The sequence below is a fragment of the Streptosporangium sp. NPDC004379 genome (assembly GCF_042873875.1).
Taxonomy (GTDB): domain Bacteria; phylum Actinomycetota; class Actinomycetes; order Streptosporangiales; family Streptosporangiaceae; genus Streptosporangium.
Genome location: NZ_JBIAMC010000002.1, coordinates 608,480 through 621,694 on the forward strand (window position 1 = coordinate 608,480; position 13,215 = coordinate 621,694).

At 75.0% G+C, this 13,215-nt stretch carries 10 protein-coding genes; 1 reads left to right on the forward strand and 9 read right to left on the reverse strand.

Annotated elements, in window-relative coordinates; translation table 11 throughout:
* Positions 1-66: 66 nt before the first annotated feature.
* From ACFYSC_RS06915 to ACFYSC_RS06945, 7 genes are all read right to left on the reverse strand, one after another.
* Complete coding sequence (locus ACFYSC_RS06915) at positions 67-2,016, reverse strand: GTPase (RefSeq protein ID WP_389957782.1); 1,950 nt, start codon at positions 2,014-2,016, stop codon at positions 67-69.
* The gene (locus tag ACFYSC_RS06920) at positions 2,013-3,860 is read right to left on the reverse strand and encodes an ABC transporter (protein WP_389957785.1); all 1,848 of its coding nucleotides are present in this window, start codon (positions 3,858-3,860) and stop codon (positions 2,013-2,015) included. Before ACFYSC_RS06920 ends, ACFYSC_RS06915 begins: the two co-directional genes overlap by 4 nt.
* A 310-nt stretch (positions 3,861-4,170) precedes the next feature.
* Positions 4,171-4,875 (reverse strand): response regulator transcription factor, encoded by a 705-nt coding sequence (locus tag ACFYSC_RS06925; protein ID WP_389957788.1) that lies wholly within the window; start codon positions 4,873-4,875, stop codon positions 4,171-4,173.
* Positions 4,876-5,059: 184 nt separating this feature from the next.
* Positions 5,060-5,737 carry a hypothetical protein gene (locus ACFYSC_RS06930; RefSeq protein WP_389957791.1) on the reverse strand — a complete coding sequence of 226 codons (678 nt, stop codon included), beginning with the start codon at positions 5,735-5,737 and terminating at the stop codon, positions 5,060-5,062.
* A gap of 46 nt (positions 5,738-5,783) precedes the next feature.
* On the reverse strand, positions 5,784-7,034 hold the full coding sequence (locus ACFYSC_RS06935; protein ID WP_389957793.1) for an ABC transporter permease: 1,251 nt from the start codon (positions 7,032-7,034) through the stop codon (positions 5,784-5,786).
* A complete protein-coding gene (locus ACFYSC_RS06940) occupies positions 7,031-7,768 on the reverse strand; it encodes an ABC transporter ATP-binding protein (RefSeq protein WP_389957796.1) in 738 nt (245 codons plus the stop codon). The genes ACFYSC_RS06935 and ACFYSC_RS06940 overlap by 4 nt, the downstream gene beginning before the upstream one ends.
* Positions 7,765-9,006 carry an efflux RND transporter periplasmic adaptor subunit gene (locus tag ACFYSC_RS06945; protein ID WP_389957799.1) on the reverse strand — a complete coding sequence of 414 codons (1,242 nt, stop codon included), beginning with the start codon at positions 9,004-9,006 and terminating at the stop codon, positions 7,765-7,767. The genes ACFYSC_RS06940 and ACFYSC_RS06945 overlap by 4 nt, the downstream gene beginning before the upstream one ends.
* Positions 9,007-9,156: 150 nt before the next feature.
* Here ACFYSC_RS06945 and ACFYSC_RS06950 point away from each other — a divergent pair, with 150 nt between their 5' ends.
* Positions 9,157-10,899, forward strand: a complete 1,743-nt coding sequence (locus ACFYSC_RS06950) for an efflux RND transporter periplasmic adaptor subunit (RefSeq protein WP_389957802.1) — start codon at positions 9,157-9,159, stop codon at positions 10,897-10,899.
* 135 nt (positions 10,900-11,034) lie between these two features.
* Here the strand turns inward: ACFYSC_RS06950 and ACFYSC_RS06955 are convergent, their stop codons facing one another.
* Positions 11,035-12,480, reverse strand: a complete 1,446-nt coding sequence (locus ACFYSC_RS06955) for a sensor histidine kinase (protein ID WP_389957805.1) — start codon at positions 12,478-12,480, stop codon at positions 11,035-11,037.
* Complete coding sequence (locus ACFYSC_RS06960; protein ID WP_389957808.1) at positions 12,477-13,184, reverse strand: response regulator transcription factor; 708 nt, start codon at positions 13,182-13,184, stop codon at positions 12,477-12,479. The genes ACFYSC_RS06955 and ACFYSC_RS06960 overlap by 4 nt, the downstream gene beginning before the upstream one ends.
* Positions 13,185-13,215: the final 31 nt, after the last annotated feature.

Below are 13,215 nucleotides of genomic sequence, written 5' to 3' on the forward strand. Positions count from 1 at the left end.
GGTCCCGTGCCCCGGCGGGAGGCGCCCCTCCGATCCGCCGAGCGCCGGAGTCCCCGGCCGGCCGGTTCAGCGGGACGTGCCCCTGGCCACCGTGATCACCTCGGCGAACCGGCGGTAGCGGGTCAGCTCCTCCCCCACCGGGTCCAGCACGAACTCCCGGGCCACCTGCCCCACGCTCGCCCGCAGCGCCCGGGACGCCCGGCGCGCCCGGCGGCGCCCGCCCAGCCACGCGGCCACCCGGCAGAGCAGCGCGGTCACCAGCCCGAGGAGCACCCCGCCGAGCAGCAGCGCGGTGGGCCAGGGCAGCTCTCCGGCGGTCGGCATGTAGGGCCGGGGAAGCCGGAGATAGTCGAGGACGATCAGGCCGAGCAGCCAGAGCGCCCCGGAGAGCGCCACCAGCAGCACCAGCCACTGCGCCAGCCCCGCCGCCTTCCACCACGCGGGCCGTCCCGACGCGCCGAGCGAGGTGGTCGCCACGGCGCGGTCGAGGCCGTCCTCCAGCTCGTCCGCGCGCGACCGGGCGGCCTGCCGTACGGCCGCCGCCCACGGCTCGGGCAGTCCCTCCGAGGCGGTTCCGGCGGCCTCACGGACGGCGGTGTCCATCCGCGAGCGCTGCACGGCGGACGTGACCGGGATGGACGTACGGCCCACGGGCCCACCACCCTCTCCCGGCGTGGCCCCGGCCTCCCGGGTCGAGGACGGGACGGGAGTGCCGAGGCGGAGGCGGCGCAGCGGGTCGGGCCGCAGCCGGCGGATCCAGCGGGTCGGCGGCCAGCCGGTCGCGGCGACGGAACGGTGCCGGTGGGACTTGGCCACCGCGGCGACCACCGTCGGGACCCCCGCCGCCTGCGACAACGCGCCGGTCAGCGGCCCCGCGAGGTCGTCCAGGGGGACCTCCGGCGGCGGGGCGACCTCGACCTGACCGACGGCCGAGGCGCCGGCGTCGCGCACCACCCCGAAGGCCGGGCCCGCGCCGCCCCCTCCGGGACGCGTCGTCGCGCCGGGGCCGGGCGTCCCGTCCCGGGCCGCCGAACCGGGCCCGGACGTCTCCTTCCCAGCCGTCGCGCCGGATCCGGACCTCCTCTCGCGGGCCGCCGCGCCGGGGCCGGGCGCGGAGCCGCCGTAGGGAGCCCCGCCGGCCATGACGGACTCCCCGTCGTGGAGACCGGCGCCGCTGGAGGCCAGGGCGAGCGCGTCCGAGGCCGTGCCGACGTCGGCGGCCAGACGGGCGGCCCACGAGCGCCGGCTCGCGACGCGCGAGACGAGCAGGGAACGCAGCTCGTCCACGCCCTCCCCGGTGCGCGCCGAGACCGCGACCAGCGGCACCCCGGTCAGGCCGTCGTCGTCGAGGAGCCGCCGCAGGTCCTTCAGGCAGCGTTCCACGGCGGCCGGGGACAGGCGGTCGATCTGGTTGAGGACGACCACCGTGACGTCGCGGTGGCGGGACAGCGGGCGCAGGTAGCGGTCGTGCACGGCGGCGTCGGCGTACTTCTGCGGGTCCAGCACCCACACCAGCAGGTCGACCAGCTCGACCAGCCGGTCCACCTCCAGCCGGTGCGCCGCCTCGATCGAGTCGTGATCGGGCAGGTCGAGCAGGACCAGCCCGGGGACCTCCCCGCTCGCCCAGCCGCCGGTGACGGCGTCACCGGTGGCCCCGGCGTCCACCTCGTGGCGGCGGGGGATCTCCAGCCAGTCGAGCAGCGGCCCCGCGCCCGCCCCCTCCCACAGGGCCGCCTGCGCGGCCGAGGTGGTCGGCCGGGTGACCCCGACCGTGGCGAGCGTCGTACCGGACAGCAGGTTGAACAGCGAGGACTTGCCGCTTCCGGTGGCGCCGGCCAGCGCGACCGCGGTGTGGTCGACCGACAGGCTGCGCCGTACCCCGGCGCGGGCGACCACCGAGCGGGCCCCGGCGACCGCGACGGGGGCCAGCCGTCCGTCGGCGAGGTCGGCCGCCTCGGCCAGCGCGTCCAGCCGGTCGTCCAGGGAGACCGTGGTCCTGCGTCGCAGCAGCTTCACGCCTCACGCCCCTCGGTGCCGCCTCTCGGAACGGCGTCCGCGTCGCCCCGCGGCACGCCGTCCAGGCCGTTCACCCCTCCGGCGGCTCCGCCGGGCGGCAGCGCGCCCCGGCCCTCGGAGGCCGCCGGGATCTCACGCCGGTGCTCCCGTACGGCCCGTGCCGCGGCCCGCAACGCCCCGGCGGTGTCCTCCGGCGGCCGCACGGCGTCGAGGAGCTCGGTGAACCGGGTGGCCTCGGCGCCGAGCAGGGAGGCGACGCGGGCCCGCAGGTCGGACCGGGCCTTGACGGTGAGGGTCCGCACCGCCTGGTCACCGAAGACCGCCTCCAGCAGTTTCTGGCTCAGCACACTGGTCCCCCCGGCGATGCCGACCTCGATCCCGGTCAGGCCACCGGTGGAGGCGAACACCGCGAGCATCAGTAGCAGGCCCGCGCCGTTGAGGCCGTAGGAGGTGACGCGGGCGGCGGTCCGCCGGTCGGCGCCCTCCTCGCGGACCAGGCCGAGGACGTACTCCTGCCAGCCCCGGACGGCCGCCTCGGAGCGGGCGGACAGGTCGGCGGAGGCCCGGCCCAGACGCCCGGCCGCCACGACCCCGGTCTCCTCCAGCAGGGCGCGCCCCGACGGGTGCGACGACCACGAGTCCAGCGCGCGTTCGGCGGCGTCGTCGGCCGCCGCCCTGATCAGCGCCTCCACCCCGCTCTCCAGGGCGACGCGCAGCTCGCTGTCGGTCGCGGGCCGCCCGGTGAACAGCGCCACCAGGCGGTCGCGGAACCGGCCCACCCGGCTCTCCAGGGAGCGCATCAGGTCGCCGGTGCCGACGAAGTCCTGCCAGCGGGCCAGCACCTCCCCGCGCAGCAGGGAGCCGTCCAGCATGCCCTGGTCGAAGGCGGCCAGCCCGCCGGCGTAGGCGGCGCCCGTCATCGAGCGGAGGTCCTCGGCCGCGGCGCGCTGGCGGTCCACCGCGTCGGCGAGGGCGGGAACCCGTACGGCGAGGCTGTCCAGGGCGCCGGACAGCGTCTGGCGGACCACGTCCGCGCGGGCCTTGGAGTCGGCGGCGATGCCGGTCAGCCAGTCGGCGATCGGCTGGACCGCCTGACGCGGCAGGCGCGCGTTGTCCTCGGGCAGGACCAGCTCCGGCACCTCGAACAGGCGTGTCCCGCCCAGGCCGTTGGCCTCCAGCAGCCGCCCGAGGTCACGCTCGACCACGCCGATCGCCTCGGACGGGACCCGCGACAGGATGACGGCCAGGGCCGTGCTCCGCTCCCGGGCCGACCGCAGGAACCCCCACGGCACCTCGTCGGCGTAGCGGGAGGCCGTGGTGGTGAACAGCCACAGGTCGGCGGCGGCGAGGAGCTGGGCGGCCAGCTCGCGGTTGGCGGCGACGACCGAGTCGATGTCCGGCGCGTCGAGCAGGGCCAGTCCGGGCGGCAGGCCGGCGACGGTGACCACCCGCAGCGTGCCGGGCTCCCCGGAGCCGCCGCCGGTGACGCGGGGCAGGCCCGGCAGGACGTGCTGCTCGGTGAACCACGCCTCGTCGGCGGGGCTGGTGACCAGGGTGGGCGCCAGCGTGGTGGGGCGCAGGACCCCGGGCGTCGTGACGTCGGCGCCGACGATCGAGTTCACCAGGGTCGACTTGCCCGCTCCGGTGGAGCCCCCGACGACGGCCAGCAGCGGGGCGTCGATCGCGCTCAGGCGCGGGATCAGATAGTCGTCGAGCTGGCCGGCCAGCTCCCGCAGCGCCCTGCGGTCCGCCTCGACGCCGCCGGTCTCCAGGGGGAGCGGGTCAGGATCGAGGCGCCCCCGCAGCTCCCGCAGCGCCTCCAGCAGACCGCCGTTCCCGTTCATAGGAGCGGTCCTTCCCGAAAGGGAACGGCCTAGACGTCCGACGTGATCGGTTCCGCGCGGGGATCTCGCGCACGGACCCCGCGCATGAAAAAGGGCCCCGCCGTCCGACCGGATCACGGGGGCGAATCCGGTAGGCGACGGGGCCCGGTCCCCGGTGCCCGAGGGCGGACCGGAACGGCCTCGCCTCCCCCGCAGCTGGAGGCGAGCCCTGATCCGCCGTGGTCACGGGGGGATCTGGGGTGACGCGGTGACCATTGGAGCAGCCGAACCTCAAGGACAGATGAGGCGAACCTGAGTGTTCGCTTAAAGTTCAATCATCGCGGGGAGGGCGCAGGACGTAGCCGACGCCCCTCAGGGTGTGGATGAGCCGGGGCTCGTTCACGTCCACCTTCCGGCGGAGGTAGGAGACGTAGGACTCCACGACCCCGGCGTCGCCGCCGAAGTCGTAGTTCCAGACGTGGTCGAGGATCTGCGCCTTCGACAGCACCCGCCCGGTGTTGACCATGAAGTAGTGCAGCAGCTTGAACTCGGTGGGCGACAGCCGTACGGGCTCGCCGGACACCCAGACCTGGTGGGCCTCCTCGTCCAGCTCCAGCGTGCCGACCCGCAGCCGGGCGGGGATGTCGAGGTCTCCCCGGGTACGGCGCAGCACGGCCCGGATCCGCGCCACGACCTCCTCCAGGCTGAACGGCTTCGTCACGTAGTCGTCGGCCACCCGCAGGCCCGCGACCTTGTCGTCGGTCGCGTCCCGGGCGGTCAGGAAGAGCACCGGCGTCTGGCCGCTCACGTCCCGCAGCCGCCCCGCGACCGAGAAGCCGTCCATGTCGGGCAGCATCACGTCCAGCACGACGAGATCGGGCCGGGTCCGCTCGGCGAAGTGCACCGCCTCCCGCCCGTCCGCGGCGGTGATCACCTCGAACCCGGATCTGCGCAGGCTGGCCGAGAGCAGCTCACGGATGTTCGGCTCGTCGTCCACGACGAGCAATCTGGCCTCGGCTCTGTCCAGCACGGTCACGAGGCTCGCTCACCGCCCTGGAACGCAGCTCAGCCCAGGCTGAACATTTGCTGAGAAAACGATTTCAGCATACGGACGCCGTCCCCGCCGGAGACCGGATCCGCTTCCGGCGGACGGCCCGTACCGGGAGCGGACCCGGTCATGGGGCACCGCTCTCGCGGGGGTGGCATGGACCCGCCGCCCGTCAGCCCCGGCCGCCGCCCTCGCTGATCGCGGTGGCGGTGATCGAGCCGTCCCCGGCCTTCTCCCCCTGGACGACCACCGTGCCGCCGGGTTCCAGGTCGGCGACCTTCCCCTTCTTCGAGACCCGCACGGTCGTGTCGTCGCCTGTGTTGACCGTGATGACGGAGCCGTCCCTGGTCCGGACGTAGACCTTCGTGCCCTCCACCCGCTGCACGGTGCCGACGGCCGCCCCGCCGAACCCGCCCCGGCCGCCGAAGTCGCCGCCCGGTCCGGTCCGGCCGTTCCGCGCGCCCTGCCCGTTCTGATCGCCCTGACCGTCCTGAGTACCCTGAGCGCCCTGGCCCTCCTGGCCGCCCTGACCGTTCCGGCCGTTCCCGAAGCCCTGGCCGTTCCCGAAGCCGCCGCCGGAACCGCCGGGGCCCTGCCGTACGGCGGAGCTCGACGCGGCGGGACCGCCGAACGCCTTGTGCGCCTGGATGCCCAGGATGACCCCGGCGACGAGCACCACCCCCGCGCCCAGCACGAGCGTGAGCCTGGACGGGCCGTGCCGCGGCGGACCCGCCGGCTCCGTCTCCGGGTCGTCCCCGAAGGGAGAGGTGTCGAGCACCTCCCCCGCGTGGGCGGCGCCGTCCGGCGCGTCGTCCGGTCCCGCGCCCTCGTGTCTTCCCCTGGGCCCCATCTGTCTCTCCTCAGCCTTCGATGCGCGCGGCGCGCGCCGTACCGGGTCACTCGTGGCGCAGGGCCTGGATGGGGCGGAGCTTGGCCGCCCGGTTGGCCGGGTAGCCGCCGAAGAACAGCCCGATGCCCACCGAGACGCCGAGGGCCAGCGCGATCGAGGACGGCACGACCACGGGCTGGATGCCCGCGACCGCGAATCGGCTGCCGGCCAGCGCGACCAGCACGCCCGCCAGGCCGCCCGCCAGGCTCAGCACCGTCGCCTCCATCAGGAACTGGCCGAGGATCGCGCTCCTGGGCGCCCCGATGGCCTTCCTGATGCCGATCTCCCTCGTCCGCTCGGTCACGGTGACCAGCATGATGTTGGTGATGCCGATGCCGCCGACCAGCAGGGAGATCGCGGCGACCGCGCCGAGCAGCGCGGTGAAGACGCCGATGGTCGAGCTGACCGTCTCCTGCAGGGCGGCCTGGTTCAGGATGCGGTAGTCGGCGACGCCGCCGGGGGCGATGCCGTGCCGCTGGTCGAGGACGGCCGTCACCTCGTCCTGGGCCGCGTCCGTCGTCTCGGCGCCGGTGGCCTGCACGATGATCGACCCGAGCGGGCCGAACCCGGTCAGGCTCTGCTGTACGGCCGGCAGCGGCACGATCGCGACGTCGTCGGCGTCCTGCATCCCCGACGAGCCCAGCTCCCTGAGCACCCCGACCACCGTGAACGGCACCCCGGAGACGGTGACCTGCCGCCCGACCGGGTCGGCGTCGCCGAACAGCTCGCCGGCCACGGTCCGCCCGACCACCATGACCTTCCGGGCGGCCAGCACGTCGTCGTTGACGAAGTACGACCCCTTCTCGACCACCTTGTCGGTCGCCTCGAAGTAGCTGGGGTAGGTGCCCACGAGCTGGGAGATCGTGTGGCTCGTCCCCCCGTACACTGCGGCGGTCCCGTTCGCGGTCACCACAGGCGACACGCTCCGGACCGACGGGACCTGCGCGCGGTCGGTCAGCGCCCGCGCGTCGTCCAGCGTGAGCTGCCTGGCCTGGGTGCGCGGCCCGCCGCCCCCGCCCCCGCGCCCGCCGGCGAACCCGCCGGGCCCGCCGCCCGCGAAGGACGCGGAGACGGTGAGCGTGTTCGACCCCAGCCGCTGGATGTTCTGCTGGACGGACCGGGAGGCGCCCTCGCCGAAGGCGACCAGCAGGATCACCGCGGCGACCCCGATGAGGATGCCGAGTGTGGTCAGGAAGCTGCGCAGCTTGTTGGCCGCCAGCCCGCGCAGCGCGAACCGGAGGATCTCGAACCGGCTCACGCGGGTACCTCCGGCGTGCGGGCCCGGGGCGGGGCGCCCTCGACGGGCGCCTGCCGGCGGTCGTCGACGATCCGGCCGTCCACCAGGCGGACCACCCGTTTGGCGTGCCCGGCCACGTCGTCCTCGTGGGTGATGATCACGATCGTCCGGCCGGAGTCGTTCAGCTCGTCGAAGATCTCCAGGACGTCGCGGGTGGAGGCGGTGTCGAGGTTGCCCGTCGGCTCGTCGGCGAGCAGCAGGGACGGCGCGGTGACCAGCGCCCGCGCGACGGCGACGCGCTGCTGCTGGCCACCGGACAGCTCGTTCGGCTCGTGCCGGACGCGGTCGGCCAGGCCGACCCGCTCAAGGGCCGCCAGGGCGCGGGCCCGCCGCTCGGCCGCGCCGACCCCGCCGTACGCCATGGGCAGCTCGACGTTGGCGAGCGCGCTCATCCGGGGGATCAGGTTGAACGACTGGAAGACGAAGCCGATCCTCCGGTTGCGCAGCACGGCGAGGCGGCGCTCGTCCAGCGATCCGACGTCGGTGCCCTCGATGAGGTAACGGCCCGAGGACGGCACGTCCAGGCAGCCCAGGATGTTCATCAGCGTGGACTTGCCGGAACCGGACGCGCCCATGATGGCCACGTAGTCGCCGCGTTCGACGGTGAGGGACACCCCGCGCAGGGCGTGGACCCGGGCGTCGCCCTCGCCGTACACCTTCGACAGGTCGCGGACCGACAGGACGGGGACGCTCACCGGCCACCGCCCCCGCCGCCGCCGCCGATCCGGCCCAGGCGGCCGTTGCCGCCTCCGCCGCCGAGGCCGGGGAGGCCGCCCTGCTGGGAGGTGCCGGTGGCGGCCGGGCGGACGACCTGGTCTCCCGCGGCGAGACCGGAGGTGATCTCGGTGAGCGTGAGGCCCTTGACACCGACCTCGACCGGGGTCGTCACCCGCCGGCCGTCCCGCAGGACCGTCACCGTGCTGCGGCCGCCGGCCGTGGAGACGACCGAGGAGGGGACCGCGAGGACGTCCTCGGCCCGGCCGACGGTCACCTCGACGGTCGCCGTCTGGCCGAGCCGTACCTCTTCCGGCGCCTTGGAGAAGGAGATCGTCACCGGGTACTGCACCACGTTGTCGCTGGTCGTGGCGGTCGGCTGGATCTGGGTGACCTCGCCGCTCGCGGTGACGCCGGGCAGCGCGTCGAACCGGATCGCGGCCCGCTGCCCGACCTTGAGCCTGGTGACATCGGACTCGGTGAAGTTCCCGACGAGCTGGAGTCTCCCGGTGTCGGCGAGCTCGATGAACCCGCCCGACCTGGCGGCGGAGCCGTTCGACGCGCCGTTCCCCGACGCGCCGTTCCCCGACGCGCCGTTCCCCGACGCGCCCGAGCCGGACCCCGAACCCGACCCGGAGGCCGAGGCCGATCCCGAGCCGGAGGCCGAGCCGCCGACGGTGCCGTTGACCGCGGTGACCGTGCCCGCGAACGGGGCCTTGATGACCGTGCCCGCCACGGTCCGCTGCGCTTCCCGGTAGGCGTTCCTCGCGGTGACGTACCGGGCGTAGGAGGCGGCGGTGGAGGTGTCGTCGTCGGCGGAGTCGAGCGCGGCGGCCGCCGCGTCAAGGCTCTCCCGGGCGGCGGTGTCGTCCAGGCGGGCGAGGATCCGCCCCGCACGCACCTTGTCGCCGGGGGCGACGTAGATCTTCTCCACCGTGCCGCCCGTGCCGAACCCCAGGGAGCGCGACCGGGCACTCGTCACCGCTCCCGAGGCCGTCACGGAGGCGACGACCGTGGCCCGGGTCACCGCCACGGTCCGCACCGCGGCCCCGTCGGCCCCGTCGGCCCCGTCGGCCCCGTCGGCCCCGTCGGCTCCGGCGGCCTCCGCGGAGGAGGGCTCCCCGCTCAGGGAGGAGTAGGCGATCCCCGCGCCGCCCAGCAACAGGACGGCGAGCGTCCCGTTGACGATCAGCGCTCGGCGCTTGGTCGACAGCTTCACAGGGCGGTACCCTGACGTACCTTCCTGAGGCGTAGCCCCCAAGATCGCTGAAGGTTTCCTGGGGACCCGCGGGATTCCGGCGGAGATACGCAGGAAACCCTCAGGTGTTCCTGAGGAGAGAGCGGATCGGGCACGCCACAATGGTCCGCCATGAGACCGACTGATCTCCCGAAACCGGTACGGACGGGGGGACTCGCCCTGGCCGCCCTCGTCCTGGCGGGCGCGGGCGTGCTCTACGCGCTCGACGACGGCTCCGCCCCGGCTCCCCGGGTGGAACTCGCCGCCGCCCGGCGGGGGACGGTGACGGCCGAGGTGTCCGCGGCGGGCCGGACGACGGACGGCCACACCCGCGAGCTGGCCTTCGGCGCGTCCGGCAGGGTCACGAAGGTCTACGTCAAGGCCGGCGACAAGGTGGACAGGGGCGACGTCCTCGCCCGGATCGACTCGGCGGCCGCCCGCGAGCACTACGACGCGGCGAAGGCGCAGCTCGCGGCGGCCCAGGAGACGCTGGACGACGCCGAGACCGCGTCGGCCGCCCCGACCGCTTCGCCGAGGGCCACCCGGCAGGCCGCGCAGCCGCAGCAACCGCGGCAGCGGGGCCGGGAACAGGTCCCCGCGACCTCCGGCCCCACCTGCACCCCCACCTCTCCGGCCGGTGGAATCGCGCCGGCCGCGTACTTCCTCGCGCCCGCGCGAGTCCCCTCGTCCGCCCGGGGCCCGGAGCGGACGCCCGCCCCCACACCCACGCCCACGGTCACCCCGACGGCCGTCCCGACGCCGTCGCCCACCGGCGGCACCGTCGGCCCGGAGCCCGCACCGACGGTGACGGTCACGGTGACGGCGGCCCCGACGGTCACCGTGACCGCCACGGTGACCGCCACGGCCACGGTCACCGCCGCGCCGGGCGGGGACCACCCGCCGGCCACCACCGGGCCCACGCGTCCCGGGACGGAGCCCACCGCCGGGCCGAGCGGGCACCCGACCGCCGGACCGAGCAGGCATCCCAGCGCCGCCCCCACCTCGACCGCGCGCCGCGGGGCGAGCCCCACCCCGACCGTCGACCGTACCCCCGGGACGCGCACCGCCCCGGCCTGCCGGGATCAGGGCTCCGGCCACGACCGGACGGCCACCGGCACCGGAGACGGCACCGGCACCGCGACCCGTACCGGAGCCGAAACCGGCGCCCGGAACGGCACCGGAAGCGACACCGGCGCCACGACCGGGGACGGCGGCGGGCGGCAGGCGCTCAGCGTGGAGCAGGCCCAGGCCGAGGTGAAGCGGGCGGAGGCCGGCCTCACCGAGGCCCGCGAGGAGCTGGACGGCGTGCGGATCGTCGCCCCCGCGGACGGGACCGTCCTGGCCGTGGCCGGCTCCGTCGGCGACGACGCGGACGCCGATGCGTTCGTCACCCTCGGCGACCTCGACGAGCTCCAGGTGGAGGCGCTGTTCACCGAGTCCGACATCGGCCGGCTGAAGCTCGGGCAGCGGGCCAGGGTCGCCCTCGCCACCCGGGAGGGCGAGGAGCACACCGGTACGGTGACCCGCATCGACCCCACGGCCACCGCCAGCGGGCAGCTCGTGCGGTACGGGGTCACGGTGGCGTTCGACGAGCCCCCGGCCGGGCTCCTGGTCGGCCAGACCGCCACCGTCCGGGTGACGGTCGCCGAGGCCGAGCAGACGCTCTACCTCCCGGCCCAGGCCGTACGGTCCCGGCCGGGCGGCGTCTCGGTGGTCACCGTCCAGGGCGGCGTCGAGCGCGTCGTCGAGACCGGGGTCCGCGGCGACCGGTACGTCGAGATCGTCTCGGGCCTGGCGGAGAACGACCGGGTGGTGCTCCCCGGCGGCACGGCCACCGGCGGTTTCCCCGACAGCGGCTGGCCCGAGGGGATGTGAGCCCGTGCGCTCGCGGGGTCTGCGCCGGACCCCGCGACCGCACGGCCCGCCTCGGGAGGCCGGTTCCGTGACCCGGGTCGTGGAACCCCCGACGTGAACCACGCGGACCACGCGATTCCCTGGCTCCGGGACGGGTCAGTCGGTCTCGGCGGCGAGCGGGAGGACGACCCGGAAGGTCGCCCCCTCGTCCGGGGCGGACTCCACCGCGACCCGGCCGCCGTGAGCCTCGACCATGGCGGCCACGATCGCCAGGCCCAGCCCGCTGCCGCCGCCCTCGGGCGTGCGGCGGCCTCGGGCCGAGTCGACGCGGTAGAACCGCTCGAAGACGCGTTCGCGCTGCTCGGCGTTGAGCCCCGGCCCCTTGTCGGCCACCTCGATGACGGCCGCGCCGTCGTCGGCGCGCAGCCTCACCTCGATCGGGGTGCCGTCGGGCGTGTGGGTGAGCGCGTTCGTCATCAGGTTGCCCACGACCTGGCGGAGCCGTACCTCGTCGCCCGAGACGATGAGCGCGGAGCCGTCCACGGTGAGCGTGACGGAGCGGCTGGGGGCCAGGATCCGGGCGTCGTGGACGGCGTCGGCCGCGATGGCGAGCAGGTCCACCGGGCGCGTCGCCATCGGGCGCTGCTGGTCCATCCGGGCGAGCATCAGCAGGTCGTCCACGAGCAGGCCCATCCGGACCGCCTCGGACTCCATCCGGCGCATCAGCGGCGCGACGTCGACGTCCGGGGCCTGCCGGTAGAACTCGGCGAACCCCCGGATCGAGGTCAGCGGGGTGCGCAGCTCGTGCGAGGCGTCCGCGACGAACCGGCGCATGCGCTCCTCGGAGCTGCGGGCCGCGGCCTCCGACTCCGACCTGGCCCGGAAGGCGGTCTCGATCTGGGTGAGCATGCCGTTCAGCGACTGGCCGAGACGCCCGACCTCGGTACGGGGGTCGGCGTCGGCGACGCGGCGGCTCAGGTCTCCGGCGGCGATGGCCTGGGCGGTGGCCTCGATCTCCTCCAGCGGGCGCAGGCTCCGCCGGATGACCATCACGCCCGCCCCGGCGAGCACCAGCATCAGCCCGCCGCCGCCCAGCACCTCCACCAGCGCGAGCTGGCCGACGATCTGGCGGACCTCGGACATGTCCACGGCCACGACCAGGCTCCCGCCGTCCGGCAGGGGGGTCTGCCTGACCCGCCACTCCCCGCTGGTGAACGACCCCGGCCGGTGCCACACCGGCACGTGGGGGCCGGGTTTGTCCTCCACCTCGGAGCCGGTGAACGGCAGGAGGACCGCACCGTTCCGGTCGCGGATCTCCACCCTGGTGTCGGCCGAGAGCGGCTTGCCGGCCAGCAGCGTGTTGCCCCGCTGCACGCGGCGCAGGGCGGTCTCGGTGGTCAGGGCGATCTGGTTGTCCACCCGGTCGATCAGGTAGCCGTGCATGATCGAGACGCTGCCGATCCCGATGAGGGTGAGCGCGATGACCAGCAGGACCAGGATGATCGCGATCAGCCTCACCCGCAGCGGGGTGCCCTTGAAGATCACGACCCGCGGGGCGCCCCTGAGGGCCCCGGCCCGCGACGGCACGCCCTGGCCGGTCATGTGCCGGGCGGGAGGCGCAGCACGTAACCGACGCCGCGCAGGGTGTGGATCAGCCGGGGATCGATGTTGTCGATCTTGCGGCGGAGCACGGAGACGTAGGACTCGACGATCCCGACGTCGCCCCGGAAGTCGTAGTCCCACACGTGGTCGAGGATCTGCGCCTTCGACAGCACCCGCCCTGCGTTGGCCATGAAGTAGCGCAGGAGCTTGAACTCCGTCGGCGACAGCGCCACCGCCCTGCCGTCGCGCCACACCTCGTGGCTCTCCTCGTCGAGCTCGATGTCGGCGAAGGTCAGCCGGGGCGGCCGGGCGAGCACGTCTCCGGACCCGGTACGGCGGAGCACGGCCCGGATCCGGGCCACGACCTCCTCCAGGCTGAACGGCTTCGTCACGTAGTCGTCGCCGCCCAGCGTCAGCCCCTTGATCTTGTCCTCCACGGCGTCGCGCGCCGTGAGGAAGAGCACGGGGGTGTCGGTGCCGCCGCCGCGCAGCCGCCGCACGACGTCGAATCCGTCCATGTCCGGCAGCATCACGTCGAGCACGATGAGGTCCGGGCGGTGGCGCTGCGCCGAGGCGACGGCGTCGGTCCCGTTGCCCGCGGTGTTCACGCCGAACCCGGCGAACCGCAGGCTGGCGGCCAGCAGTTCGAGGATGTTGGGCTCGTCCTCGACGACCAGGAGTCGAGCCTCGGGGGAGTCGGTCACGGCGGTTATCTTCACTCCCCCAGATGAAAGC

What these genes read in the sequence shown, in the direction of transcription:
- ACFYSC_RS06920 (WP_389957785.1), bottom strand. Translation starts at nt 3,860, where the DNA reads ATGAACGGGAACGGCGGTCTGCTGGAGGCGCTGCGGGAGCTGCGGGGG.
- ACFYSC_RS06930 (WP_389957791.1), bottom strand. Translation starts at nt 5,737, where the DNA reads ATGGGGCCCAGGGGAAGACACGAGGGCGCGGGACCGGACGACGCGCCG.
- ACFYSC_RS06950 (WP_389957802.1), top strand. Translation starts at nt 9,157, where the DNA reads ATGAGACCGACTGATCTCCCGAAACCGGTACGGACGGGGGGACTCGCC.
- ACFYSC_RS06955 (WP_389957805.1), bottom strand. Translation starts at nt 12,480, where the DNA reads ATGACCGGCCAGGGCGTGCCGTCGCGGGCCGGGGCCCTCAGGGGCGCC.